The 25,843-nt window shown below is 36.9% G+C and carries 24 protein-coding genes; 5 read left to right on the forward strand and 19 right to left on the reverse strand.

Going from position 1 to position 25,843, the window contains the following annotated elements; genetic code table 11:
- Nucleotides 1-3 precede the first annotated feature (3 nt).
- The gene (locus FC748_RS16520) at nt 4-906 is read right to left on the reverse strand and encodes a polyprenyl synthetase family protein (protein ID WP_024361364.1); all 903 of its coding nucleotides are present in this window, start codon (nt 904-906) and stop codon (nt 4-6) included.
- A 366-nt stretch (nt 907-1,272) separates the two neighbouring features.
- Here FC748_RS16520 and FC748_RS16525 point away from each other — a divergent pair, with 366 nt between their 5' ends.
- Complete coding sequence (locus FC748_RS16525; protein ID WP_029747106.1) at nt 1,273-1,917, forward strand: hypothetical protein; 645 nt, start codon at nt 1,273-1,275, stop codon at nt 1,915-1,917.
- A gap of 155 nt (nt 1,918-2,072) precedes the next feature.
- Here the strand turns inward: FC748_RS16525 and FC748_RS16530 are convergent, their stop codons facing one another.
- The 12 genes from FC748_RS16530 to putP form a co-directional block, all read right to left on the reverse strand.
- Complete coding sequence (locus FC748_RS16530) at nt 2,073-2,387, reverse strand: antibiotic biosynthesis monooxygenase family protein (RefSeq protein ID WP_024361366.1); 315 nt, start codon at nt 2,385-2,387, stop codon at nt 2,073-2,075.
- 1 nt (nt 2,388) lies between these two features.
- Nucleotides 2,389-3,396: a siderophore ABC transporter substrate-binding protein gene (locus FC748_RS16535; protein WP_024361367.1), complete on the reverse strand. Its 1,008-nt coding sequence runs from the start codon at nt 3,394-3,396 to the stop codon at nt 2,389-2,391.
- 59 nt (nt 3,397-3,455) lie between these two features.
- The gene (locus FC748_RS16540) at nt 3,456-4,217 is read right to left on the reverse strand and encodes an iron ABC transporter ATP-binding protein (protein ID WP_024361368.1); all 762 of its coding nucleotides are present in this window, start codon (nt 4,215-4,217) and stop codon (nt 3,456-3,458) included.
- A complete protein-coding gene (locus FC748_RS16545; RefSeq protein WP_024361369.1) occupies nt 4,214-5,167 on the reverse strand; it encodes an iron chelate uptake ABC transporter family permease subunit in 954 nt (317 codons plus the stop codon). The genes FC748_RS16540 and FC748_RS16545 overlap by 4 nt, the downstream gene beginning before the upstream one ends.
- The gene (locus tag FC748_RS16550; RefSeq protein ID WP_024361370.1) at nt 5,160-6,110 is read right to left on the reverse strand and encodes an ABC transporter permease; all 951 of its coding nucleotides are present in this window, start codon (nt 6,108-6,110) and stop codon (nt 5,160-5,162) included. The genes FC748_RS16545 and FC748_RS16550 overlap by 8 nt, the downstream gene beginning before the upstream one ends.
- 288 nt (nt 6,111-6,398) lie before the next feature.
- A complete protein-coding gene (locus tag FC748_RS16555) occupies nt 6,399-7,454 on the reverse strand; it encodes a YkvI family membrane protein (protein ID WP_024361371.1) in 1,056 nt (351 codons plus the stop codon).
- 64 nt (nt 7,455-7,518) lie between these two features.
- On the reverse strand, nt 7,519-8,628 hold the full coding sequence (gene menC / locus FC748_RS16560) for an o-succinylbenzoate synthase (protein ID WP_108030820.1): 1,110 nt from the start codon (nt 8,626-8,628) through the stop codon (nt 7,519-7,521).
- Nucleotides 8,629-8,650: 22 nt separating this feature from the next.
- Nucleotides 8,651-9,475 carry a GNAT family N-acetyltransferase gene (locus FC748_RS16565; RefSeq protein ID WP_025220732.1) on the reverse strand — a complete coding sequence of 275 codons (825 nt, stop codon included), beginning with the start codon at nt 9,473-9,475 and terminating at the stop codon, nt 8,651-8,653.
- A gap of 15 nt (nt 9,476-9,490) precedes the next feature.
- On the reverse strand, nt 9,491-10,618 hold the full coding sequence (locus FC748_RS16570) for a M20 peptidase aminoacylase family protein (protein WP_024361374.1): 1,128 nt from the start codon (nt 10,616-10,618) through the stop codon (nt 9,491-9,493).
- Between the two features lie 261 nt (nt 10,619-10,879).
- On the reverse strand, nt 10,880-12,367 hold the full coding sequence (locus tag FC748_RS16575) for a peptide MFS transporter (protein ID WP_024361375.1): 1,488 nt from the start codon (nt 12,365-12,367) through the stop codon (nt 10,880-10,882).
- Between the two features lie 487 nt (nt 12,368-12,854).
- Nucleotides 12,855-14,141: a GTPase HflX gene (gene hflX / locus FC748_RS16580; RefSeq protein WP_024361376.1), complete on the reverse strand. Its 1,287-nt coding sequence runs from the start codon at nt 14,139-14,141 to the stop codon at nt 12,855-12,857.
- A gap of 272 nt (nt 14,142-14,413) precedes the next feature.
- A complete protein-coding gene (gene putP, locus FC748_RS16585; RefSeq protein WP_108030819.1) occupies nt 14,414-15,901 on the reverse strand; it encodes a sodium/proline symporter PutP in 1,488 nt (495 codons plus the stop codon).
- 190 nt (nt 15,902-16,091) lie between these two features.
- Here putP and FC748_RS16590 point away from each other — a divergent pair, with 190 nt between their 5' ends.
- Nucleotides 16,092-17,252, forward strand: coding sequence for a class I SAM-dependent methyltransferase (locus FC748_RS16590; protein ID WP_108030818.1), 1,161 nt, complete (start codon nt 16,092-16,094; stop codon nt 17,250-17,252).
- 41 nt (nt 17,253-17,293) lie between these two features.
- On the opposite strand, the gene FC748_RS16595 is transcribed toward FC748_RS16590, so the two are convergent.
- Together FC748_RS16595 and FC748_RS16600 are read right to left on the reverse strand one after the other, a co-directional pair.
- Entirely contained in the window at nt 17,294-18,613 is a 1,320-nt protein-coding gene (locus FC748_RS16595) for an ABC transporter permease (protein ID WP_108030817.1), read from the reverse strand.
- A gap of 1 nt (nt 18,614) precedes the next feature.
- A complete protein-coding gene (locus tag FC748_RS16600; RefSeq protein WP_024361380.1) occupies nt 18,615-19,301 on the reverse strand; it encodes an ABC transporter ATP-binding protein in 687 nt (228 codons plus the stop codon).
- 426 nt (nt 19,302-19,727) lie between these two features.
- On the opposite strand from FC748_RS16600, the gene FC748_RS16605 reads away from it, so the two are divergent.
- The 3 genes from FC748_RS16605 (at nt 19,728) to FC748_RS16615 (ending at nt 23,664) form a co-directional block, all read left to right on the forward strand.
- On the forward strand, nt 19,728-20,348 hold the full coding sequence (locus FC748_RS16605) for a DUF47 domain-containing protein (protein ID WP_024361381.1): 621 nt from the start codon (nt 19,728-19,730) through the stop codon (nt 20,346-20,348).
- 20 nt (nt 20,349-20,368) lie between these two features.
- Nucleotides 20,369-21,385 carry an inorganic phosphate transporter gene (locus FC748_RS16610; RefSeq protein ID WP_024361382.1) on the forward strand — a complete coding sequence of 339 codons (1,017 nt, stop codon included), beginning with the start codon at nt 20,369-20,371 and terminating at the stop codon, nt 21,383-21,385.
- 170 nt (nt 21,386-21,555) lie between these two features.
- Nucleotides 21,556-23,664, forward strand: coding sequence for an MMPL family transporter (locus tag FC748_RS16615; protein ID WP_108030816.1), 2,109 nt, complete (start codon nt 21,556-21,558; stop codon nt 23,662-23,664).
- A gap of 55 nt (nt 23,665-23,719) precedes the next feature.
- Here the strand turns inward: FC748_RS16615 and FC748_RS16620 are convergent, their stop codons facing one another.
- From FC748_RS16620 to FC748_RS16635, 4 genes are all read right to left on the reverse strand, one after another.
- Nucleotides 23,720-24,325: an alpha/beta hydrolase gene (locus FC748_RS16620; protein WP_025220738.1), complete on the reverse strand. Its 606-nt coding sequence runs from the start codon at nt 24,323-24,325 to the stop codon at nt 23,720-23,722.
- A gap of 18 nt (nt 24,326-24,343) precedes the next feature.
- On the reverse strand, nt 24,344-24,535 hold the full coding sequence (locus tag FC748_RS16625) for a hypothetical protein (protein ID WP_024361385.1): 192 nt from the start codon (nt 24,533-24,535) through the stop codon (nt 24,344-24,346).
- A 19-nt stretch (nt 24,536-24,554) separates the two neighbouring features.
- A complete protein-coding gene (locus FC748_RS16630; protein ID WP_025220739.1) occupies nt 24,555-25,019 on the reverse strand; it encodes a hypothetical protein in 465 nt (154 codons plus the stop codon).
- 198 nt (nt 25,020-25,217) lie between these two features.
- On the reverse strand, nt 25,218-25,835 hold the full coding sequence (locus tag FC748_RS16635; RefSeq protein WP_024361387.1) for an NUDIX hydrolase: 618 nt from the start codon (nt 25,833-25,835) through the stop codon (nt 25,218-25,220).
- Between the last annotated feature and the right edge of the window lie 8 nt (nt 25,836-25,843).

The raw sequence follows: 25,843 nt of genomic DNA on the forward strand, positions 1-25,843 counted from the left end.
TCCTCATCTCATTAGTTTTATTAGGTATTCTTTACCTACTTTGTTTATAGCAACATTTTCGAGATTATTCAATGCTTTTAGCTTATAGAGGTTCTTCATCGTAATGGCATAGCGTATTGCGCCACCATTTTTCAGCTCATTTTCTATAGCATTTTTATCCAAAAATGTAACTATATCTTTATTATAATAGTTTATCACATATTTTGAAACACTATTATTTTGTGACATTAGATAAATAATTGGTAACGAATATTTTTTATTTATAAGGTCATTCTTAGGTCCCCATGTTTTTAAACCTTGAATATCATTTTTTATTTGTTGAATAATACCTATATATTTTCCGTATTCTTCTATTTCAGCAGTCATTTCTCCTTTGGCAAGTACTTCACCAATAACACAACTCATCGCTGTTAGGGAACCTGATTTTTGGTCAATCATTTGTAAATATGATTGCTCATCTCGACAATCATTGAGTACATCTAACTGCTGGCCACTAATACTTCGCAAAGCATATTCTTGTAATAATCGAAGGGCCATATTTTTGTGTTCAAAAGTAGTGCTATGTATAGTCTTAGATGACATAACGAGCATGGCTAATGCAACATTTAATGCAAGTTCGGGTGTTTTGCTCCAAATATAATCAGAATCCTTATCCTGTAAATCATCAATAATATCATAGGACAATATTAGAAGTTCAATAGCTGCAGCGACTTTATAAATATCATCATTCAAACAATCTACAAATGCTTCATAATGCCAAAAACATAGTTTGCCAAACGAATAGCCTGTAACTACTTTTTCTTCTTTAAAGCTTTTAAGCATTGTTTTTAATTCATCACCAAGCATTGCATCATTTTCAATAATTATGTCTAAAGATTCATTAATGCGTCCATCTATATCCTTCAATAGCCCTCTTCCTCCTTAATTATATTATTCAATATTATATATATTTTTGGTAATTAATTCTATCATTTACGAGTTAAATGAATTAGTATTCACCTTTTCTACCTATCACTGATAATAAAAACATATATACCGCCAAATAATGGCGGTATTTTCAAATAGCACGCCAGTTTTTTGCTAAAAAGTAGTATAAAAAATGGCGGGATAATACTAGTGACCGCCATTTTTTGGCGTTAACTGACCATTGAAATGGCGTCCTGACAGATGTTACGCTTAAGGTAGGTAAAATTCATCTGTAATATATGTGACACAATCTGGAGTTTTTGCCTTATGTTAATTTTAAAATTCTCCAAATTAGGAGTGATTGAAATGGCTAATGGAGTAAATAACACTATACTAATACTTACAGAAACTTTTTCCTGCACGATTTATGTAGCGGCAGAAGAAATCACTATTAAAAAGCCTTCACACGAACAACAATCTATTGAACAACTAATTATTCAAGCAGAGCAACGAGCTTATCAAGAAACTTTAGCAGCATACAAACTTAAATCTACTCTATCTAACTCCATTTGTGATACATCTGGTTTTGAAGATACTTTTCAGCAAAAAATGGATGCCTATATGGCGCAATATAAGATTGTAAAAGTGTCCGATGACGATTTATTATTATTGTCTTTAGTGAGTCCTTTAACTTCTGGTTTGAATCTTCATACCCCGATGATTTATAAAGCTCCTCATTGCAGCATTATGTATGCTCGAGGAAAGCAAATACAATCTCTTAATCACCATAGCATCGGCAGTAATACCGTTAACAATGCAGACTTACCAACTGATGTTACAAATACAGATTATATTGCCTCTACAAAGACTTTCGATTCTGTTACTAAGGCAAGTGAAGCTTATTATTACTGTCCGACTAATTTTACTGGATTATGCATTAATGAGAGCGGTATTTCTTTTAATATTACTTCAGCCTTCAATAGCTGGAATAAAACTTCTATTAAACATTAAAGTACAACCTTCATTCATGGCGAGGTGAGGTGTGACACAAACAGAGTCACCCTCTTGCCTACCATCCTTTTCTTCCCTACTTCTTCACACATATTGCTATATCTTAAAAAGCAAAAAGAGGTGCCACAAATTACTTGTGACACCTCCCATTCTTATTAACCTTTTACATAGTAAACATCTTGTCCGCTTTCAATGATAAAGTCAGGTTTAGGCTTACCTGCATTTGCTTTATGACCAGCAATATGCTCAGGGCTCTTCTCCCAATTTTTCCATGCTTCTTCTGATTCCCAACGAACCATAATAAGCACTTCTTCATCGCCACGACGTACTTTTTTTACAAGGACTTGCTTATCGATAAAACCTGGTTGCTGTTCAAGTAGTGATGGACCATCCTTTTTAGCTCCAAAACGCTCTACAACCTTATTGGCATTGCCTTCTGTAACGACCATACGCTTAATTTGAACAAACATATTAGTTAAACGCCTTTAAAATATCGTCAGCTTTTGCAGTTTCTGATAATAAACCGCCACCTGATAGGTACCAATATTCTGGATTTAGATAGAAAATTTTACCGTTCTTAGCAGCGTTAGTAGCACTAACGATTTCATTTTCAATAGCAGCTTTTGTACCAGACTCACCTTCAGGGTTAACTGCCGCATCACGGTCAACTACGAATAACATATCTGGGTTTTTCTCACGTACGTACTCAAAGCTTACGTTATCACCATGTGTATCAACTTTAATTGTGTCATCAACAGCTTTTACACCAAATACATCATGAATAACACCAAAACGTGAACCAGGACCATACGCAGATAATGAACCTTCACTACCTAAAACGATTAAAGCTTTGTCTTCAGATGAAGCAGTTTTTGCTTTGATCTCTTCTACTTTCGCTTCATATGCAGCAAATGCATCAGCAGCTTCTTTCTCTTTACCGAAAATTTTACCAGCTAATTCAGTGTTTGTTTTAAATGATTCCATAAATTTCGCGTTATCTACACCAACGAATACAGTTGGTGCAATTTTAGATAATTCTTCGTAAGCAGCCGCTTGACGACCAGAAATAAAAATAATGTCTGGGCTCATAGAAGAAATTGCTTCAAAATCAGGCTCTTTTAAAGAACCAACGTTTACATACGTAGTGTCAGCATATTTGCTTAAATAACTAGGTACTGATTGTTGTGGCACACCTGCAACGTCAACGCCTAAAGCATCTAAAGTATCAAGGAAACCATAGTCAAATACAACAATATTTTTTGGTTGTTCTTTAAGTGTTACTTCTTCAAATGTATTTTCGCCCATTGTACTACCTGGGATTGTGATTGGGTAAGCAGAAGCAGCTTCATTTTGCTCTTCAGCAGGTTTATTATCTGTTGAACCTTTATCGTCTTCTTTTGATTCTTCTTTCGAACTACAAGCAGCTAATACTAAAAGCATCATTGCCATTAGCACAGTAAGTAATTTCCAATTTTTCATTGTGAAATGCTCCTTTAATTGTTTTTATATTTTTAGATAGGTAGGACTATCTATTATTACTATGAGTTAAAATAGACACAAATGCGACAGCCATTCTGCTCTTGAACAGGGATATCCATATCATAGATTTCCTTTAATGCATCTGAGTTAATAATGTCATTCGTTGGACCATCTTTTACAACACGTCCATTTTTTAAAGCGACGATATGATCAGAATAGACAGATGCAAAGTTAATATCATGTAAAACAATGACAACTGTTTTTCCTAACTCATCGACCAACTTACGCAATATTTTCATGATTTGCACGGAATGCTTCATGTCCAAATTGTTAAGTGGCTCATCTAATAGAATATAGTCGGTGTCCTGCGCAATGACCATTGCAATAAATGCCCGTTGACGCTGACCACCCGATAATTCATCCAAGTAGTTATGCTGAATATCGTCTAAATTCATATATTGTATTGCCTCATCTATTTTTTGTTCATCCTCTGGTTTTAGGTTCCCTTTTGAATAAGGAAAACGACCAAATGATACAAGTTCGCGTATTGTTAGACGTACATTCATGTAGTTTGATTGCTTTAAAATCGATACACGCTTTGCAAAGTCATCGGATTTCCAGCGACGCACATCCGATTTATCCAGTAGTACTTCTCCAGTGTCTGCATTCAGTAAACGGCTTACCATTGAAAGCAATGTTGATTTACCTGCACCATTTGGTCCGATAAAAGACGTAATTTTTCCTGGTGCAACGTCTACACTAACATCTTGAATGACCGGCTTTTTCCCAAAAAACTTAGAAATCTCTTTTACTTGGATCATCCTGCTGACCTACTTTCCTTCAATAATAAGTAGATGAAGTACACACCACCTACAAAGTTTATAATGACGCTAAGTGTTGTATCGAAGTTAAAAATACGCTCGACCATCCACTGTCCACCGACTAAAGCAACAATACTCATCACACAAGAGCCTGCGATTAACACAGAGTGCTTGTACGTCTTGAAAAACTGATACGATAAATTCGCTACGATTAAGCCAAAGAATGTAATAGGCCCAACAAGAGCTGTAGAAACGGCAATTAATATAGAAGATAGAATAAGCATGCGCTGTACAAGCTTATCATAAGGTACTCCTAGGTTTATCGCTGTATCACGACCAAGGGACATCACATCGAGCTGGCTCATATGGCGCCATCCGTATATAAAAGTTCCGACAATCACAAAACCTGCTAACCATACTAAATCTGAATTCACATTATTAAAGCTGGCGAACATTTTACTTTGTAAGCTTAAGAACTCATTAGGATCAATTAATACTTGGAAGAATGTTGTGACACTTCCTAAAAACGTTCCGACGATCATTCCGACAAGCAGTAGGAAGTAAATCGGTCGTTTCCCTTCTTTGAACAATACCCGATAGAAAATAAGTGCAAAAATTACCATAGCTGTAACAGCTAACATGAAATTATATTGCGCATTAATAACGAATATGGACATAGAACCAAAGAAGTAATAAATAATTGTTTGCACCATCATATATAACGCATCAAGTCCCATAACACTTGGTGTTAATATCCGATTATGTGTAATCGTTTGGAATACCACTGTGGAATACGCAATGGCAATTCCCGTTAATGCCATCGCCACCACTTTAATGAGGCGACGAGGGAACGCATAATGATAGTTCCCATTTAGTTCATAAAAGACATACAGTAACATAGCAATTACTGCTAATCCTAGTAATATCAACATTTTGGTACGGTTACGCATATGCTCTCCCCCTAAACAACATAAATAGGAAGATGGCACTTCCGATGACGCCGACCGTCATACTAATCGGAATTTCGTAAGGGAAAATCAAGACGCGTCCTAAAATATCACATAATAATAGGAATGACATTCCGAGTAATGCTGTATGTGGTAATGTCTTTGCAAGGTTATCCCCTTTGAATAGCGATATGATATTTGGAATAATTAATCCAAGGAAAGGAATCATACCAACAGTTAATACCACCGTAGTTGTTACGAGTGCTACTAACACTAGACCTAAATTCACAACGAATTTATAGGAAAGACCAAGATTTTTTGCAAAATCTTCACCCATTCCAGCCACTGTGAAACGATTCGCATAAATGTAAGCTAAAATTAGAACAGGTACACTTATGTATAAAAGCTCATAACGACCTTTCATTATTAAAGAGAAATCTCCTTGTAACCATGCAGTAATGTTTTGAATTATATCTGCCTTATACGCAAAGAATGTCGTAATCGACGAAAGAATATTTCCGAACATTAAGCCAATAAGCGGTATAAAAATCGCATCTTTAAACTTTATTCGATTTAATATTTGCATAAACAATAATGTGCCGGCTAAAGCAAATATGAAAGCGAAGGAAATTTTTTGGAAGTACGTGACATTTGTAAAAAACATCATTGAAATTAGGACACCTAATTTCGTAGCATCTAAAGTTCCTGCTGTAGTTGGTGACACGAACTTATTCCTACTTAAGCTTTGCATAATTAAACCAGCAATACTCATACCTGCACCTGCTAGCAAAATTGCTACAAGTCTTGGTACACGACTAATAATAAATAGTCTAGTTTCTTCTGAACCGAAGTCTAATAAGTCACTTGGTTTAATATTTACTACACCAATAAATAGCGACACAATAGACAACACAACAGTTGCTGTTAAAAGATATCTTATTTTCATTGTAATCCCCGGTAGATTCATTTTTGCTTGTAATTAATTATCGGATGAAAATGATTATCATTACTCACGATTCTCATTATAAGCATCTTTCTATTATCAGTCAACCAACTATTGAGAATTGTTCTCGTTTTAGTTGGAAATACTTGAAAACTTTGATTTTTCAACAATAATATTGGCTAAACGACTTATTTTTCGATGCATTTCAACGAGCTCCCCAACCCTCAAGTTCTTCCAAAATAAAAAAGTAATTGAGAATGGCATAGCTTATCCTTCTCAATTACCTTATATTTACACTACTCGTCTTATGCCTCGTAACCACGCAAAAATAATAGACCCCACCAAAATAAATCCTACATAGCCCATCACTGCATATAATTTTGATACAAGTGTCGTAAAGCCCACTAAGCTTGCCAAAAATCCTAAACCACCCATAAAAATTACAGCAACTTTAAAGCTAGGCTTTGTTGGTTTAAAAAATCGTACCGTAAACGAATAAAACATCCCTACCGCCGTATTGTAAATCATCCCTAATAATGAAAATGACATTAATAAACCTACGATTGGATGAATTTCATTCGCCAATGCTAACATTGGAATATCCAATCCGACAATAACGTTCATTTTAGCTAGAAGAGAAAAATGAATAAGTAGAATGAGCGCGCCTAACAACAGTCCCCCAATAATGCCACCCATACCTGCAATTCGTTCATTACGGATTGCGCCACACATCACTGTAAGGAGCGAGAAGCATACGCCGATATTAAAAGACATATAGAGCAACGCCGTTACCCACCAGCTTTTAGAGGATGTTTGTAATTGCTGTTCTGCTATTGTTGCTTGCTCCGCAAACGATAAATCCATCGTAGCTATTGAATAGACTGCAATAATCGTAACAACAGCTAATAAATAAGGCGTTGCAATTGCAATAATATTAATAATGCTTTTTACATTCATCATTACTGTCATCATGGTGAGGGCAATCATACAAATGCTCCCCAGCCATACGGGTAGTCCAAACATTTGCTCAAACGTAGCGCCAGCACCAGCAAACATAATAACTGATACACCAAACAAAAATAGCGATAGAACAAAGTCCATTAAAAAACCAATCGTATTCCCTGAAATTTGATAAATCAAATCCTTATGGGACGTTGTCTGCAACCTCGAACTAATTTGTGCTGTACACATTCCCACAAAGGCAAACCATAGTGTCGCTAAAAGAGCACCTAAAATCCCCTTATTGCCATAACTCGTGAAATACTGAATGATTTCTTGTCCTGATGCAAACCCCGCACCGACGATAATTCCTACATAAGCACCGCCGATTTGTAAGCTCTTTTTCAATCACTTCTCTCCTCGACTATTTATGCAATACTAACAATCATGATGGAAAATAAGCCAAGCCCTATTACCCTTTATAGACTTTTTTGCTAATTGTTAATTTATCAATAATTTCTAAATTCGGCTGATAGCCAATTCCGATGCTCTGTGGCACACGAATATGCCCATCTTCCACTACGATTTCGGGTGTTACAATATCCTCGTACCAATAATGGCTAGAACCTGCGGTATCACCCGGTAGAACAAAATTAGAAAGCGCTGTTAAAGCGATATTATGTGCTCGTCCGATTCCCGCTTCTAACATGCCCCCACACCAAACAGGAATAGCATGTTGTTGGCAATAGTCATGTATTTTTTTGGCTTCTGTTATGCCGCCTACACGTCCAATTTTAATATTAATTACACCGCAGCTACCTAGCTCAATTGCTTTCCTTGCATCCTCTAATGATGTAATGCTTTCATCTAAGCAGATTGGTGTTTTCAACTGTTTTTGAAGCTTGGCATGATCGATAATATCGTCTGCTGCAAGTGGTTGCTCAATCATTAGCAGATTAAATGCATCCAACTGTTGTAACACTTCAATGTCATTTAATGTATACGCTGAGTTTGCATCCGCCATTAAAGGCAGATTAGGAAATGCAGCACGAATAGCACGAATGACTTCGACATCGTAGCCCGGTTTTATTTTTACTTTTACCCGTTTATAGCCTTTTTCCACATAGACCTTTATTAGCTCTAATAGCTTATCCGTACTAGATTGAATACCTACACTAATGCCTACATCAATAAGGTCCTTGCTTCCACCTAATGCATGTGCAAGAGATTGCTTTGTTTGCTGAGCATAAATGTCCCACACTGCACCTTCAATCGAGGCTTTAGCCATACCATTACGCCGAATAGTGGCGAACAAGGCACTAACCTCATCCGGATGTGCAATGTCTTTATGTAGCAAAGCGGGCATTAAAAAGTCCTCTAACATATGCCACGTCGTTTTTAGTGTTTCCTCTGTATACCACGGTGCTACAAAAGCAACTGTCTCACCCCATCCAATCGTGCCACTTGCATCCTTCACCTCTAAAAGCAATAGCTCTTTTTCAGCAACAGTACCAAAGCTCGTTGTGAACGGTGCTTTCATTGGCATTTTTAAATGTCTAATTGTAATCTCTTCTATTCTCACAAACGTCACTCCTTATCCATCATTATAAAGCCAATAAAGAGCGTCTGACCAACAGATAAAAATGAACATATTCTTTATGCTTTTTCACACGAACGATTGCATATTCTTGCTCAAAAAAGGTTGTTAAAATGGTACGCATCTTATAACGCCAATCTTCTGCTAATTTAGGACTCTCTATTTTCATCTTTTGCAGATGCTGTGGGATTGGTACTAAATAAGCATCCTTATAAAATTGTTGCTTACTATCGAATTCACCCTCTTTATCGAGCACAGGCAATCCGTCGACTGTCAACGTCCACGATGTTATTTGTTCTGCCACTTCTTCTAGCTCATCTAAACTATCGTCTGCATGATTGCGCTCAATCCACCATTCGACTGCAATCCTGTCCGAAGGTAGTCCATCATTAAAATCGTCTTGCAGTGGCCCATAATAATCTACCTCATACTGATCACTAAAAGCACTAAGCTTTAAAAACGATAAATTTGCTAAGCGCGCTTCTAATGGATCAATTAACCAACGAACTAGTTGAAATCCATTCTCTCGTGCATACTCTTGTTGAGCATGCTTCAATAGTTCTCCTACACCTTGTTCACGATATGTTTTTTCAACACCAATCATGTGTGAGTGTAAATACATTTTTCCGTCCAAATAGCCTACAAAGCAGTAATTAAAACCAATTAGCCGACTTTCAAGAAAAGCACCAAGCAATAATCCACCGTTTTGTACAGCCGCTAACATTTGATGCGATGGAATTGCTTGACTCCCCCAAATTTCAGCATTTAAGTATTGCACCTCAGCAATCTCCGCAGGTGTCATCATTTTTTTAATAACAACGTTTTTTAACATGTTCTGATGCCTCCTTTATGGTTCTAGTTTTAATGCTCCTAATACAGCGTTTGTAAGAATTTCCACTCCTGTTACAAGTCTTGCCTGTTTAAATTTCATTTTTGGATGATGTAACCCTGGTGTTAATCCGCAACCTAGACCAAGCATAGTTGATTTTAAGTGCGGACGTTGCACCGCATAATGGTGAAAATCCTCTCCTCCTGGGGTATGTACAGGCTTACGTAAATTAGACAGGCCAGCAGCCTTTACAATAGCTTGTTCCATAATATATTGAGCCGTCGTATCTACCTCAGCAGCAACAATATTAGCAACTGTCTGTAATTCAATTTGCACTTTATGCAATATTTTTGAAGAATCGATTACACGCTTGACACCTAAAGCGAGTGTCTCCATGACATCGTTACGTTGTGCCCTGATATCAATTGTAAAGGCAGCTCTTCCCGGAATAATATTGCCCGAATCTCCTCCAGCTTGAAATTTTGTCATCTTAATAGAGACAGGCACCATTGGATCTGTATGAATAGTGCGTAAATCCTCTATTATCGTTGCCCCAACTTCAATTGCATTAACACCAAGATGCGGTCTTGCTGCATGGGCGTCCTCACCTATAATTTCCCCTTCAAGTAAACGGGATGCGCCGTGATACAACGCTGCACAGTATGTACCATCTTCAAGCTCATGGACAGGTCTTAAATGGACGCCAAATAAATAATCTAAATCATCAATAATACCTTCTTTTAGAACAGCTAGTGCGCCCGTTCCTTTTTCTTCAGCTGGCTGAAAAATAACACGTACTGTTCCTTTTAATAACTGAGATTGCTCTTTCAAAAGTAAGAGTGCACCAATTGCCATTGTCATATGACCATCATGCCCACAGGAATGATTCGCTCTAAACTCACCATCTACTTCTTGCCATAATGCATCTATATCCGTACGTAAACCCACTTTTGGATTTCCCTTGCCGATATCAACATAAAGCCCTGTACAATTTTTAAAGCGTTGTGGGGAAAATCCTTCACGCGTCAACAGATCAACAATATAATTTGTTGTCTCTACCTCTTTCCAGCTTATTTCTGGGTGTGCATGTAAATACGTGAAAATCTCCATTAATCTTGGCCTCAAACGATCCAATGCTTCTTTCATGACAACCAACCCCTTAAAATTGTTACTAGTAAGATTATTATAACGAAAAATAGTCCTATTCTACAGAAAATTAAATTATCTTCTAGCTAATAGACTACACAAAAGACAAAAAAGATGCGTAGTAATGCCTTTTAGTTTTGTAACAACTGACGATGTGCCCATGGAAAGCACCACCGTAGCAGACAACAACGCCATAACAAAAAAGTGCTAGATTGATGACAGTCAATCTAACACTTTTCTCTATTATCCCAGCATATTCAACTAATTAATGCCTCGCATCGCTTTAGAAATAATCGGTGAAAGTACTAATAAGAGTATGCCAATAAGAATTGACAATGATCCTAAAAATCCGAAATATGTGAATTCACTTACAACCTCATATACCTTAACAAGTTGAGCGTTAATCGCTTGAGCCGCAGCACTAGTTAAAAACCACAATGACATTGTTTGTGCGGCAAAAGCTTGTGGAGCTAATTTCGTTGTTGCAGACAGACCTACAGGAGATAATAATAATTCCCCAACTACTACTAAAAAGAATGATAATACTAACCACAACGGACTAACTAAAGCTTGTCCACCAGATAGATGTGCCGGAATCATCATCACTAAAAATGATAGTCCTGCAAAAAATAGTGAATAAGAAAATTTACGTGGTGTGGATGGTTGCTTATCGCCCCATTTTAGCCATAACATCGCAAATAGTGGTGATAATGTAATAACAAATAAAGGATTTAATGATTGGAACCAAGATGATTCCAACTGGAAGCCACCAAGATTTAATTGTGTACGCTCATCTGCATACGTCGCAAGGATTGTTGCACCTTGCTCTTGAATAGCCCAAAACATAACTGCCGCTAAAAACAGCGGAATGTATGCCAGAAGACGAGATTTCTCATCTTTCGTTGTTTTCTCACTGCGGTACATATAAATAAAGAAAGCTGTTGGAATAAGTACACCAAGTATAGTAATAAGTAAACTAAAGACATTCATTGTTAGTACACCAGTTTTAATGCCGATACCACCTAAGACAAGAATAACTAGCGCTACAATAGCAATTTGTGTAAAGACTTTTTTACGTTCTTCTGGTTTTAACGGGTTATTTACTTGTAAGCCCGCTAATCCTAGATATTTTTTCTCTGTTACTTTAAAAACAATTAAACCAATTAACATACCAACGGCTGCTAAACTAAAGCCTAAATGGAAGCTATACTTTTGTCCAATTGTTCCGACAATAAACGGCGCAATGAATGCACCCATATTAATGCCCATATAGAAAATCGAGAATCCTGCATCACGACGACTATCTGTTTCAGCATAAATATCCCCTACAATACTTGAGACATTCGGTTTTAATAAACCAGTACCGATAACAATAAACGCCATCGACGCAAATAACATTGTCACACCGCCAGGGAATGCTAGCAGGAAGTGACCAATCATAATTAATACGCCACCATAAAAAATCGTTTTACGTGTACCTAAAAGTCGATCGGCTATCCAGCCACCAATAATACCCGACATATAAACAAGGGAACCATATATGGCCATAATGGAGTTCGCTGTACCGCGATCAAGACCTAATCCACCTTCATTTAATTCATAATACATGAAGAAAATTAGAATCGCTCGCATCCCGTAGTATGAAAAACGTTCCCAAAATTCTGTGAAAAATAATGTAAAGAGCCCCTTAGGGTGTCCGACAAAACCATTTTGAGGGACGGATTTTACAATTTCATCTTTAGTAGACATAACAATATCCTCTCCCATTTTATTATTCCTTAAAAATATTATTACCCATTAGTAAGGATAAAAAACTATGTTTCATCATACTAAAGCGTTTTTATCACTTTATCAAGAGTTTTAAAAAATGTTGAAAATTTATCAGTTTTCTCTATATTCAGATTGATTAGTTGATATTTTCTTAAATATATTGAAATATCTACGTTTTCGCACTTTTTGCTTTATCAAAAAAATAAAATATAAATATAATATTTTAAAATACTATATAATCAGAAAATAATTTATTTATTGCAAATAAAAAAATCAATGGCGAGAGTCACCATTGATTGTAATTTTTTCAAAGCCCATTTTTTCCAATTACTGTGAGTTATCACAAGGTACATGGCGACCTTATCTGAACGCACAAGCTTTATTCTGTTATATGTGTCATTTCCATAGAAATAAGCTAGGCAACTTTTCTAGCTACGTGTTGGCTTACTTATATTTTAACTCTATGTTATTTAACAACAAAATGTTGATATTTTGCATAATCGGCTTCTTTTACTTCAAGCTTTAATAATGTGCCCGCTTCTTCATATGCCGTTTCATAAATCGTCGCATTTTCATTTAAATAAGAAACAATATTTCCTTGCTCATATGGAATAAGCATTTTACAAGTTACATAATCGGAAAAAATATGCTGACGTATTATTTGTAAAAGTTCATCTAATCCATTGCCTTGCTTAGCAGAAATCCAAATATTGTCCCCACTGATAACAGGGTACGGCACATTTGCTAAGTCCGCTTTATTATATACATAAATAGTAGGGATTCCTTCCACTCCAACCGCCTTTAACGTTTCATTTGTAACATCCATCATAAAGCCATGTTCTGCATTTGAAACATCCACAACGTGGAGCAATAAATCTGCATCCCGCGCTTCTTCTAATGTAGAACGAAACGCTTTTACTAGATGATGCGGTAACTTACTAACAAAGCCAACTGTATCTGTTAATAAAAAAGATTTCTTATCGTGTAATTCAATATAACGGACAGACGTTTCGAGTGTAGCAAATAGCATATCCTTCTCAAATACTTGTTTATGATCCTCTTGTCCAATTTTAGCAAGGAGCTGGTTCATAATCGTTGATTTACCAGCATTCGTATAGCCCACAATGGATACAACAGGTACAGCATTTTTTCTTCTTTGTTTTCGTTGGGTTTCTCGTTGCTCCTTTACTTGCTCGAGTTCTTTTTTTATTTTAGAAATTTGATCTTCAATTTTTCGTCGATCTAACTCAAGTTTGGTCTCACCTGCTCCACGGTTTTTAAAACCGCCACCAGTACCACCACCTTGTCGGCTTAGGGAAGCATGTAAACCGACTAAACGTGGAAGCATATATTGAAGTTGCGCCAGCTCAACTTGCATTTGTGCTTCACGTGTTTTGGCACGGCGTCCAAAAATATCTAAAATTAACATCGTCCGATCAATGACTTTCGTCTCTAAATCGCGCTCTAAATTACGGATTTGTGAAGGTGATAATTCATCATTAAAAATCACAAGATTAGCTTGTGCTTCTTCATAAAAACTTTTTATCTCTTCGATTTTACCTGTCCCGACATAATGAGATGGTGTGACTCGCTCTAAATTTTGCGTGACGATACCTACCACTTCCACATTTAAAGCTTCAGCTAAATTTGTAAGCTCCTCCATCGAATACTCAAAATGCTTATCATTACGTAAATTAACACCAACTAATATGGCCTTTTCTAACAATACATCTACTTCTTTCAATTTATCCATTCACAATCCTCCCACCAACGCCTTGGTGTTGCTACAACAAATTTTCTTCATCTTACCATATAATGCCCTAAACTGTGTCTTTTAGTCGGCAAAGATACCTTCCACCGCAGCGTTATTTATACACATACTTCAACGTCGAATCATCAAAAATAGTCTGCTCATTATAAAAAAACAAATGCGCCCTAGACTAGAAAATTGGGCGCATGCTTTAATGTAGATAAACTATGTTTAATTAGAAATAAGTAAACTAACTTTAGCTTACTCTTATCAACTTATCCTCGCTCTTTTTTTAACAATGTTTCAGTACGATCGAATTCTTCCTCGATTTCTGCATTTCTCTTATAAGTCACCATACTTACAACAACGGCTACTATTAAACAAACAAGGAATCCTGGCACGATTTCGTATAAAGTAGTTGAAAGCAGCTTTATTTTACCCCATATAAAGGCTGTTGCCGCACCTGTCACCATTCCACTGAGCGCTCCGTAATTCGTCAATCGCTTCCAATACAATGATAATAAGATAATTGGACCAAATGCAGCCCCGAAGCCAGCCCAAGCAAAGCCTACTAAATTTAAAATAGAATTTTCAGGATTCCAAGCCAATATTGCCGCAATAATAGCTACTACTAAAACTGCCATACGCCCAATAAACACATAATGTTTATCGTTTGCTGTTTTATTAAATAACGCCTTGTAAATATCTTCAACGAGAGCTGAAGAAGTGACAATTAATTGCGATGAAATGGTACTCATAATTGCAGCTAGAATAGCAGCCAACATAATACCCGCGATAAATGGATGGAATAAAATTTGACCAAGTACAATAAAGACCGTTTCAGCGTCTTTTAATTCCCCTGCATTTTGTTGATAGTACGCTACACCTACTAATGCAGTTGCAAGGGCACCAATAAGACTTAAAATCATCCAACCAATACCGATGCGACGAGCCTGTTTCGTTTCCTTTACAGAACTAATCGCCATAAAACGCACGATTATATGGGGTTGCCCAAAGTATCCTAACCCCCATGCAAGCGATGAAATAATCGCTGCAGCTGTCGCTGATGCTGGTAATAAACTTAAATGTTCTGGGTTTACCGTTTTAATGGATTCTACTGTTTCACTAAGACCACCCGTTAAAAATAGCCCAAATAAAGGTACTGTAATCAGTGCTAAAAACATAATAAGACCTTGTAAAAAGTCCGTATAACTCACCGCTAGGAAACCACCAAACAATGTATAAGCAACAACTACGCCTGATACAATCAATAAACCTGTATGATATTCGTAGCCAAATGAGCTGTCAAAAAACTTACCGCCAGCTACCATACCTGAGGAAACATAGAATGTGAAAAACAATAGAATAATGAGTCCTGAAGCAATTCTGATTAATCTTGTATGATCACGTAAGCGATTATCTAAATAACTCGGTATTGTAATTGAGTCATTTGAAACTTGCGTATAAACCCGTAATCTTGGTGCGACAAACATCCAATTCAAATAAGCTCCTATTGTTAACCCGATGGCGATCCATGCTTCAACAAGTCCTGAAGCATAAATTGCCCCCGGAAGCCCCATTAAAAGCCAACCTGACATATCTGCCGCACCTGCACTCAACGCTGTAACAGCAGGCCCTAAGGATCGACCACCTAGCATATAATCTGTTAAATTTGAAGTTTTAACGAATGCATACCACCCGATTCCGAGCATGACAATCATATAAATGATAATAGCGATTAGCTGATAAGTATTATCTGACATAAGCATTCCTCCTTTTGAACATTATTTTTTTGCATAGAATACTTTTCACTATTAATATACCGTAAAATGTTCAAAAACAAAAATCCATTTTCTGAATATTCGATTTACCGATTATTTGAAATGAAAAACAACGTGAAGAAAATTGTGTTACACTAATGCCATCTATTACACAACAAAGAAGGCGAAACAAATGACATTTGAAGAAATGAAAACACTGCTTCTAGACCAAATTTCCCAACAACAACTCGTTGCGGCTACAATTAGTCAACCACGAATGAAATCTAATGAAATAAAGCGTATTAAACTAAAGCCCATCATGTTGAAAGAAGCTTATCATATACAAATTGAATACCAATATGAGCGTATTTTAAAACATGAGAATGTCCTATTAGCCGATTTTCCGCCTAAATTTGAACTATTCTTTGCTGACTTCCGTCAAGCACATATCGACTTTAAAGAAGAAAAAGTACACGTGCAACTATCGAAAAAAAATAAAGTTTTATGGAAATCAGATAAAGCCGCTACTCCGAAGCAAGTAAACTTATCACATAATCGTAAGAAAAACTATTTACTTGATGAGTCCACGCCTTATCCTTTTTTAATTCGTTTAGGTGTACAAAGCGAAGAAGGAAAAGTAAAAAAACAAAAATACGATAAATTCAAGCAAATTAATCGCTTCATTGAATTTATCGACGATGCCTTAGCCTATTTACCCAAAAATCGCCAAGTCCGTATTTTAGATTTTGGTTCAGGAAAATCCTATTTGACGTTTGCCTTGTATCATTACTTAAAAATTGAAAAAGGGTTGGATATTCGCGTTACTGGCTTAGATTTAAAAAAAGAGGTAATCGAGGAATGCTCTCGTATTGCACAAGATTTAGGCTACGAGCAACTTGAATTTTTAGTTGGGGATATTAATGATTATAACGATGAATCGAATGTAGACATGGTCGTAACTCTACACGCGTGTGATGTTGCAACAGATATGGCATTATCACGCGCAGTGAAATGGGGCGCAAGTGTCATATTAAGTGTCCCTTGTTGTCAACATGAGCTAAACCGTCAACTTGATACACCGGCACTCGATGTCATGTTACAGCACGGCCTTGTCCGCGAACGTTTTGCAGCTCTCGCGACTGATTCCATTCGCGCTGAGATTTTATCACTTGTTGGTTATGAAGCACAGTTGTTGGAATTTATTGATATGGAGAACACACCAAAAAACATTCTAATTCGCGCTTATTATACTGGCAAAAAGCCGAGCGCACAACAACGCGCTAAGTATGATGCCTTTGTAACCCTGTTGAATGCAAAGCCATTTTTAGCAAATGAACTAACATCTTATTTGTAAATTATGAAAACCCGAGGCGCATTATGTGCCTCGGGTTCTTTTTATAACTCTTGTCGTAATGCTTGAATAACATCTATCTTCGTTGCTTTACGAGCTGGTCGGTAGCCTGAAATCATCGCCACACCAATACTGATGGCAGACGCAATGATAACAAGTTGCCATGGGATAAGTGAAAATGTAATATCTGATGAACTAAAAGCATCTTCACCAGTCGCCACTTTTAAAATTAACGGTAAAACTGCATTTGCTGTAAAGCTAATGACATATGAAATAATAACTGCAATAACGGTACCTAAAATACCAATAAATGTGCTTTCCATTAAAAAGAGTCGTTGAATCAACTTTGGACTAGCGCCAATTGCCTTCAATACCCCAATCTCACGTGTACGCTCTGTAACCGCCATTGTCATCGTATTGAATATCCCAATAGAGGCGATTAACACTGCAATTGTCCCAACAAAAATTAAACCAATTTTCAACACAAGGAAAAATACATCCATTTGATCCAATTGTTCCGTCACAGAGAACACGCTATAGCCCTTGTCTTTTAACTTTTCTAAAATAGGCTTAACATTTTCTAGACTATTCGCATAAATATTGAATTCCGTATTAAATACTTCATCTACTGCTACTTTATCTAATGCTGCAAGGGTACTTCCTATCGCTGCTTTTTGCGCTGAATCCATATAGACTGTATTGTCAATCATCCAATCATAAGAAGGTTTTTTTGTCACACCAACTATTGTATATTTCACCTTTTCAGTTTCAGACGCTCCATTGGAATTGGAAGCTAAAGATAATTCAATTTCTTTACCAATTAAAGATTTTTTATATCCTTCTTCACTACCATCATAGTATGTGCCTTCTATTTCAGCCTTTTTGTTTTTTTCTTTAATGACATCTCGTTCTGCATCATTTAATAATGTTTGAGCAAAATGGTATCCTACAATAATCTCATTTGGCTTTGTTGGGAACTTCCCTTTTGCAAGTTTCCCAGTTACACTTTTAAAATCTGACATAGTCGTTATAACTAGACTTGAATTTGTATCACGATCTTCAAAATATGAGTGCGCACTTGCATTAACTGTACTCGTTTCAAGTACTGTTTTAACATGCTCGATAGACTTGATTTCATCTTTCTGTTGCTCTGTAAATTGTGAGCCATCATATACTTGAATTTTAGTTATATTTTCATCTGATAGTATCTCGTTACGAATTGAATCCTGTAGCCCAAACCCTACGGATGCAAGGACAATTAAAAATGCACAACCCATTGTTGCAGCCAGCACGGTCATAAATACGCGTAATTTATTTTTCTTAATATGTTGGATAACAAAATCCAATTGGTCTTTCCATATCATGTTATTCATCCTCCTTCACAAGCTCGCCGTCATACATACGGAAACGACGATGAGCAATTGTTGCCACTTCTTCATCGTGCGTAATAATGACAAATGTTAAGCCTAGCTCACGATTTAAACTTTGAATAAGGAGTAAAATATCCTGCTCTGTTTCAGAGTCTAGACTCCCTGTTGGCTCGTCCGCTAGCAAAATAGGAGGATTGGTAATCAACGCTCTTGCAATACTTACACGTTGTTGCTGACCGCCTGATAATTCATTTGGGTAATGGTCGGCTACTGCCGATAATCCGACTTTGTCCATTAATTTTTTCACTTTTTCTTTACGAATAGCTTTGCTTGCACCTTGTAATTTCAAAGGTAACTCTATATTCTCAAATGCAGTTAAACCCGGCATAAGTTGAAAGTTTTGAAAGATAAATCCGAACTGGCGCAAACGAAACGCTGCACTTTCTGTTTCAGTGAGTTTCTCTGTTTGTTGCCCATTCACACGAATAGAGCCTTGTTCAGCTTTCATAAACCCGGCTAAAATTTGTAGCAATGTTGATTTTCCAGAGCCACTCTTGCCCACAATTGCGACAATCTCTCCTTTTTTCACTTCAAAATTTACGCCCTTTAATACAGGTACATGTTTTTCCTTACCCTTTTTCCCAATTAAAAATGTATGTTGTAAGTTCTCGACTTGAATCATTTTTGACTTGACGCCCCTTTCTCTTACTTCTCTATTGTAGAAAACAATTCTTAATATTAACGAAGGATAAAAATGAAGATATTCTTAAGAAAATAGGGAACACTAAGAAATGTTAAGATATCTATCTTTACAATTCCTTTACAATTCAAAATCAATCGCTTGTGATAATGAGGTCTTCAAAAGAGGTTCCTCTGTACTAAACAGATTTTTAAAATTAATAAATTCTTTGTTATATAGGCATTTATACTGTATTAATATAAAAAAACACACCCTAACACTTAATATTTGTGAACAAAATGTATATTACAGGATTGTAAAGTTTTGTGTAGGAAAGATAAATTTTATGTAGATAAACGTAAGATTTTGTTATGATAGTAAAGTTTAAAGGTCGTTTATTTTATCTATATCCAGGAGGATTCTATTTACATGCTTAACTCAAAAAAACAAGACCCTTTCTTTGTAGCATTGCATAAAATTGCTGAAAATATGAGAGAGGCCGTACATTACGCAAATGATTTTCGTATAACAAGTGTAGCTGACTTAAAAGAGATTAGCATTACAATGAAAAATTACGAAACAGCTGGCGATAAACTCATTCATGAACTAATCGTAATGCTAAACAAATCATTTATGACACCGATCGAACGAGAAGATATTTTAGAATTCGCTATTCGTATGGACGATGTGTTAGATGGTACGGAGCATTGTATCGCCCACTTCGAAATGTTCTCCTTAACAGAAGTTGACGAATCAATGCGCATTTTCTTAGGCTATATTTCTAAAAGTGCCGACGAAATTGTTAAAGCAACTGAAGAGTTAAAGAAAAAGAATCTTATTGGCATGCGCCCACATGCCATTCTAATAAAAGACTATGAGCGTGAATGCGACGAAGTACAAAGAACTTCTATTAAGCAATTATTTTTAAATGAAAAAGATCCAATCCGCATCATTAAGTTTAAAGATATTTATGAACAACTTGAGGATATCGCTGATTATTGTCAAAACGTTGCCAACACAATGGAAACAATTATCATGCGTAACGCGTAACTAGGAGTGGGTCAAATACAATGAATACAATCATTATACTAACCGTATTGGTCGTCATCTTTGCCCTAACATTTGACTTTATTAATGGTTTCCATGATACAGCAAATGCTATCGCAACTTCGGTTTCCACAAGAGCATTACCCCCACGTGTTGCCATTATTATGGCAGCGACGATGAACTTTATCGGTGCTATTACTTTCGTGGGTGTCGCAAAAGCGCTAACAAAAGATATTGTTGATCCATTCTCTTTAAATGCTTTTGAAGGAGATACAACTGGTTCTGTCGTTATATTAGCCGCATTAATTTCAGCTATTATATGGAACCTACTTACTTGGTACTTTGGTATCCCATCAAGTTCTTCACATACATTAATCGGTTCAATTGCCGGCGCAGCAGTTGCTTCTGCAGGCTTTAGCGTCCTTAATTATGGCGGTTTTACAAAAATCATTATGGCATTAGTATTGTCACCACTCATTGCAATTTGTGCCGGCTTTCTTATGATGACGCTGTTTAAACTATGGTTTAAAAACTTAAATTTATATCGTACGAATAAAGGCTTCCGGACAATGCAAATTTTTACAGCGGCTATCCAATCGTTTACGCACGGTACAAATGATGCCCAAAAAGCAATGGGTATTATGACTATGGCGTTAATTGCAGGTGGCTTGCATACTGGGGATGAAATTCCTTTTTGGATTCGAGCAGCGGCTGCAACCGCTATGGGTCTTGGTACTTCTATTGGTGGCTATAAAATTATTAAAACGGTCGGCGGTAAAATTATGAAAATCCGTCCTGTAAATGGCGTTGCAGCTGACTTAGCTTCTGCTACTGTTATTTTCGGTGCGACATTAGTACACTTACCAGTATCCACAACACACGTTATTTCTTCATCCATCATGGGTGTTGGTTCAGCACAACGAGTTCGTGGTGTTAACTGGGGAATGGCACGAAAAATTGTAACCACTTGGATTATTACAATGCCAATATCAGCTGTAATGGCATCCGTTATATACTTTATATTATCTTTATTCTTTTAGAATTCACGGCACTCTCTGCTCCCAGAAAGTGCCGTTTTTTGGTGACAGGCACTCACACAATTCTCTTACAATTCTCACGCCATTTATTGCGAGCAGGATTTTCTACTTTGTCACACGACAAAAAGTGACACATCCTTTACACTAGTTTAAAAGGGGGATGCTTTATCGTTATGAAAAATTTTTCAGCTTTTATCACTGCACATGCGAAAGCTATCGTTGCCATTTGGATTGTTATTTTTATCGCAATGGCTGTGTTTGCTATACAGCTTCCTAGCAAACTGCATGGAGATGGCTTTTTTGTTGAAGCTGATCATACCTATGTCACAAATGAACTAGCCAAAACATTCGACTTACCTGCAGAAACAATCATGGTTGTTTTTGATCAAACAAGCAATCAAAAAATCGAAAACACTCTACAAAAGCTAGAGGACATTGAAGAAGTTCATTCCATTCAGTCACCATTGGATGATTCTACTTTACAAAAGAATGGCATTTCCTATGCCATGGTACATTTTAAAAATAACATTGATAATTTGCCAGCTATCGTCAAAGAGGTTCGTGCTTTAGTTGAAGAAGAAGGTATCAGTGTGACAGGTGGCCCTGTGATTTCGGAGGATATTAATGAAGCCAGCCAAAAGGACTTAGCATCCGCTGAAGCCATTGGTTTACCAATCGCTATTGTTGTGCTATTACTTGCTTTTGGTACTGTTGTAGCTGCGATTTTACCAATTTTAATCGGAGTTGTTACCGTTGTCACAGCATTCGGGCTGTTGACGTTACTAAGTGGTAGCGTTAATTTATCCATTTTTGTGTTAAATATTGTACCAATGCTTGGACTTGCCCTTAGTATTGATTTCGCTCTGCTATTTATTAATCGCTATCGTGAAGAGCGTAACCATTCTAGCATTGCCGAAGCTATACAAATTGCTATCCAAACAGCAGGTCGTTCTATTATTTTTTCTGCTGTTTGTGTCATGATTGGTCTTGGTGCCATGATTGTCATTGATGTAGAAATCTTCCGCAATATTGCCTTAGGTGGCACAATTGTCGTATTGTTCGCCGTGCTTTCAGGTCTCACTTTATTACCTGCGACAATGATGGTGTTAGGAGATCGCCTAAATAAATGGCGCATATTACGTGTAAAGCCAGGTGGCACGAATCGTTGGCACAGTTTTGCCGGCTTTGTTATGAAGCGACCTGTATCCATTGTTATTGTTGCTTTATTGTTACTTGGTATCGGGATGATTCCGTTAAAGGATATTAAACTTGCTATACCTCAAGTAGATTCTTTACCACCCAAATACGATGCCCGAGCAGCTTACGATAAATTGGATGAAACGTTTGGGCTTGGTGATACATCCGTTTTGTATTTACTTGCTGAACGCCAAGATGGCTGGGAGAACGAGCAAGGACGCAAGCTACTTTTTGATATACAAGAAAAACTGCTTAACGATCCGCTCGTTGATGAAGTCTCAACGATTTATACAGCAGCCCAAATGAAATCACCAGAGGAATTAACAGCTTCCTTGAAAACGCCACAAGTGGCAGAACAATTAAAACCAATCATTAATACCTTTTCAAAGGATACACAGCTATTTATTCCGATTACATTAAATGTAGCTGGTTCGTCCTCCGCTGCACAACAATTCGCCAGAACGTGGATGGACAAGGATTTAAATGTTGACTTCAAACTAGGTGGACAAGGGAAATTTAATCAAGAAATTTTTGATGAAATTGCTAGTAAAATAATATTTGCGGTTTTAATCATTATCGTGTCAACGTTCTTTATTTTGATGCTTGCCTTCCGTTCCATTTTAATTCCTCTCAAGGCAATCATTATGAATATAATCGGGTTATCTTCAGCGTTCGGCATACTGGTTTATATTTTCCAATATGGGCATTTTGGAATAGAGGCTGGAACAATCGTCCTTATTATTCCAGTTATCGTATTTTGCCTTGTCTTCGGTTTAAGTATGGACTATGAAGTATTTTTAATCTCTCGCATACAGGAAGAATATCAAAAAGGTGCAGATAATACACGTGCAACAGTGGATGGGCTAACATCTACTAGCCGTATCATTACATCTGCTGCACTTATTATGATTGTTATTACAGGGGCATTTGCTTTTACTGATGTCATGCCTGTAAAGCAAATCGGTGTTGGTATTGCGATTGCCATAGCGATTGACGCGACCATTATTCGCCTTATGCTGGTACCGAGCCTTATGAAGCTATTTGGTGATTGGAACTGGTGGCTACCATTTGCTAAGAAAAAGTAATGATACACACAAAAAATCCGAGAACATATAGTTACATTGTTCTCGGATTTTACGTTTAAAAATTTTGTTGATACCACGCTCTTGCCGCTTCTACTTCCGGCATTGTGAGCTGATGTCCGTAGTTAAACCATGCTGTCGTTACATGAGCACCCGCTTTCGATAACAGCGACTCCAAATCTTCTGATTCTTGTGCAGTACACATCGGATCATTGGTTCCTGCTGCTATAAATACCGGAATATTAGGAAGCGCAGGTAGTTCGATGCCACGTCTTGGCACCATTGGATGATGCAAAATTGCCCCTGCCAATGCATCTTCAAAGTGGAATAATAAACTTGCAGCAATGTTTGCCCCATTTGAATAACCAATCGCTACAATGCGCGTACGATCAAAACCATACTCCTCTGCTGCTGTTACCAAAAAGCTTTGTAATTCTTGTGTACGGAAGATTAAATCTTCTATATCAAAAACACCTTCAGCTAAGCGACGGAAAAAACGAGGCATACCGTTTTCTAATACATTACCTCGTACACTTAAAATATTGGCTGTTGCATCAATTTCCTTTGCAAGACTGATTAAAGAATGCTCATCCCCACCTGTACCATGTAATAACAATAAGGTTGGCTTGGTTTCATCTGTACCTTTATGAAATAAATGTTGCATAAACCCATCACCTTTCAATTATCTTGAATTCGAGATAATTGTAGCCTGTGGTAATATTAAATTCAAACTTTTTGACTTATTTATTTCACGATTCTCACTATTTGGCTGTTCTTGATTATTTTTATAAAAATTTTGAATCGTAAAAACTGAAAATAAACATGCAATGACTAAAACAACAATTACAATACCTACCAATTTTTTACCACTCATGTCGTTTCCCCCATATTACTTAGTTCTTTTTACGAAAGCCTTCTTCTAGTAAGTATTCTTTTGCAGCATCATATGTGCCAAAGGCTTCTTCTAAATTTTCTCGATGATAAACATTCCAAGAACGTTGCTCAAACGCAAGCTCTAATTGATCGCCTTCACGATTACGCCAAGTTTCAATAATAGGTTCTTCCGCTTCTTGTTCCTCACCTAAATAAGTAATGGCATCTTCAATAATGGCACGCAACTGGTGCTCATCATAATCGCGAATATTGACTAGTCCTTTATCATTTGCTTCATTTTCGTAGCGCAATAAATCTCCTACAAAGACAAAACCATTGCCATTTGGGTGCAATTTTTCTACGACAATCGTCTTTTCAAACAAACTGTCCATATAATGATAATTCACTCGTTTCATCGAAATTTCTTTTTTCGTTAATTCGGAAAACGATTCAATTATCGCTTGTTTTTGTTCAAATGTTAGCATATATATGCTCCTTTTCTTTCATTGTAAATACAAGTATAGCTTATTTTCTACATAAATTAACAGATAGACATAAAATGCTCATAAACATAACTTCAATTCATTTCGAAGTTATCTTTATGAGCGTAAAGCATACATCATGCTATATGCCATACATACCGATGGCCATTTTCTAATCGTTATTCATGGCTGGTGACTTTACTATCGATTGTACATTGCACTTTTGGCAAAGCCAATAACATCCGCCACATACAGCTCACGATACGGCACAAATTGTGCTGTACTGACAGGACGCACGAGTCGAGCTCGTTGCCCATCAGGGAAATATTCATACCCCTCAATATTTAGCGTGCCAGTTTTCCCTAAAAAGAATGCTTCCGCTTCATCAAGCTGTGCTCGAACAACACCCGAAACTTCCTCATATTGCAGCTCAAATGCATCCCAATTATCTTCAAACGGGTACAAATAGACATGACAAAATTCATTATCTATCATATTTTCAGATACGATGCTACAAGATGTCATCCCCATTTTGACGATGTCTTGAATATTAATTGTTAACCCTAATTCTTCTTTTACTTCGCGGATGCCTGCTTCCACTGTCTCAACTGCTAGTAAATGCCCTGCTGCTGTTATATCTAGCAGCCCTGGATAATCCTTCTTTTGCCCACTACGGATTTGGAAATAAATATAGTTCTCGTTGACAAGCCAGCAGTGAAATGTCTCATGCCACAAGCCCTTCTCATGTACTTCTGCTCGTGTTGCCGTTCCAATTTGTTCATGCTGCTCATTAAAAACTTTAACAATTTCTTGTTCCACTTTTTATT

This window comes from Lysinibacillus sphaericus (assembly GCF_005217585.1).
GTDB lineage: Bacteria > Bacillota > Bacilli > Bacillales_A > Planococcaceae > Lysinibacillus > Lysinibacillus sphaericus.

What these genes read in the sequence shown, in the direction of transcription:
- FC748_RS16540 (WP_024361368.1), bottom strand. Translation starts at nt 4,217, where the DNA reads ATGATCCAAGTAAAAGAGATTTCTAAGTTTTTTGGGAAAAAGCCGGTC.
- FC748_RS16570 (WP_024361374.1), bottom strand. Translation starts at nt 10,618, where the DNA reads ATGAAAGAAGCATTGGATCGTTTGAGGCCAAGATTAATGGAGATTTTC.
- FC748_RS16625 (WP_024361385.1), bottom strand. Translation starts at nt 24,535, where the DNA reads ATGAGTGGTAAAAAATTGGTAGGTATTGTAATTGTTGTTTTAGTCATT.
- FC748_RS16630 (WP_025220739.1), bottom strand. Translation starts at nt 25,019, where the DNA reads ATGCTAACATTTGAACAAAAACAAGCGATAATTGAATCGTTTTCCGAA.
- FC748_RS16600 (WP_024361380.1), bottom strand. Translation starts at nt 19,301, where the DNA reads ATGATTCAAGTCGAGAACTTACAACATACATTTTTAATTGGGAAAAAG.
- FC748_RS16550 (WP_024361370.1), bottom strand. Translation starts at nt 6,110, where the DNA reads ATGAAAATAAGATATCTTTTAACAGCAACTGTTGTGTTGTCTATTGTG.
- FC748_RS16605 (WP_024361381.1), top strand. Translation starts at nt 19,728, where the DNA reads ATGCTTAACTCAAAAAAACAAGACCCTTTCTTTGTAGCATTGCATAAA.
- FC748_RS16595 (WP_108030817.1), bottom strand. Translation starts at nt 18,613, where the DNA reads ATGATATGGAAAGACCAATTGGATTTTGTTATCCAACATATTAAGAAA.
- FC748_RS16590 (WP_108030818.1), top strand. Translation starts at nt 16,092, where the DNA reads ATGACATTTGAAGAAATGAAAACACTGCTTCTAGACCAAATTTCCCAA.
- putP (WP_108030819.1), bottom strand. Translation starts at nt 15,901, where the DNA reads ATGTCAGATAATACTTATCAGCTAATCGCTATTATCATTTATATGATT.
- FC748_RS16535 (WP_024361367.1), bottom strand. Translation starts at nt 3,396, where the DNA reads ATGAAAAATTGGAAATTACTTACTGTGCTAATGGCAATGATGCTTTTA.
- FC748_RS16575 (WP_024361375.1), bottom strand. Translation starts at nt 12,367, where the DNA reads ATGTCTACTAAAGATGAAATTGTAAAATCCGTCCCTCAAAATGGTTTT.
- FC748_RS16530 (WP_024361366.1), bottom strand. Translation starts at nt 2,387, where the DNA reads ATGTTTGTTCAAATTAAGCGTATGGTCGTTACAGAAGGCAATGCCAAT.
- FC748_RS16565 (WP_025220732.1), bottom strand. Translation starts at nt 9,475, where the DNA reads ATGTTAAAAAACGTTGTTATTAAAAAAATGATGACACCTGCGGAGATT.
- FC748_RS16545 (WP_024361369.1), bottom strand. Translation starts at nt 5,167, where the DNA reads ATGCGTAACCGTACCAAAATGTTGATATTACTAGGATTAGCAGTAATT.
- hflX (WP_024361376.1), bottom strand. Translation starts at nt 14,141, where the DNA reads ATGGATAAATTGAAAGAAGTAGATGTATTGTTAGAAAAGGCCATATTA.
- FC748_RS16615 (WP_108030816.1), top strand. Translation starts at nt 21,556, where the DNA reads ATGAAAAATTTTTCAGCTTTTATCACTGCACATGCGAAAGCTATCGTT.
- FC748_RS16620 (WP_025220738.1), bottom strand. Translation starts at nt 24,325, where the DNA reads ATGCAACATTTATTTCATAAAGGTACAGATGAAACCAAGCCAACCTTA.
- FC748_RS16525 (WP_029747106.1), top strand. Translation starts at nt 1,273, where the DNA reads ATGGCTAATGGAGTAAATAACACTATACTAATACTTACAGAAACTTTT.
- FC748_RS16610 (WP_024361382.1), top strand. Translation starts at nt 20,369, where the DNA reads ATGAATACAATCATTATACTAACCGTATTGGTCGTCATCTTTGCCCTA.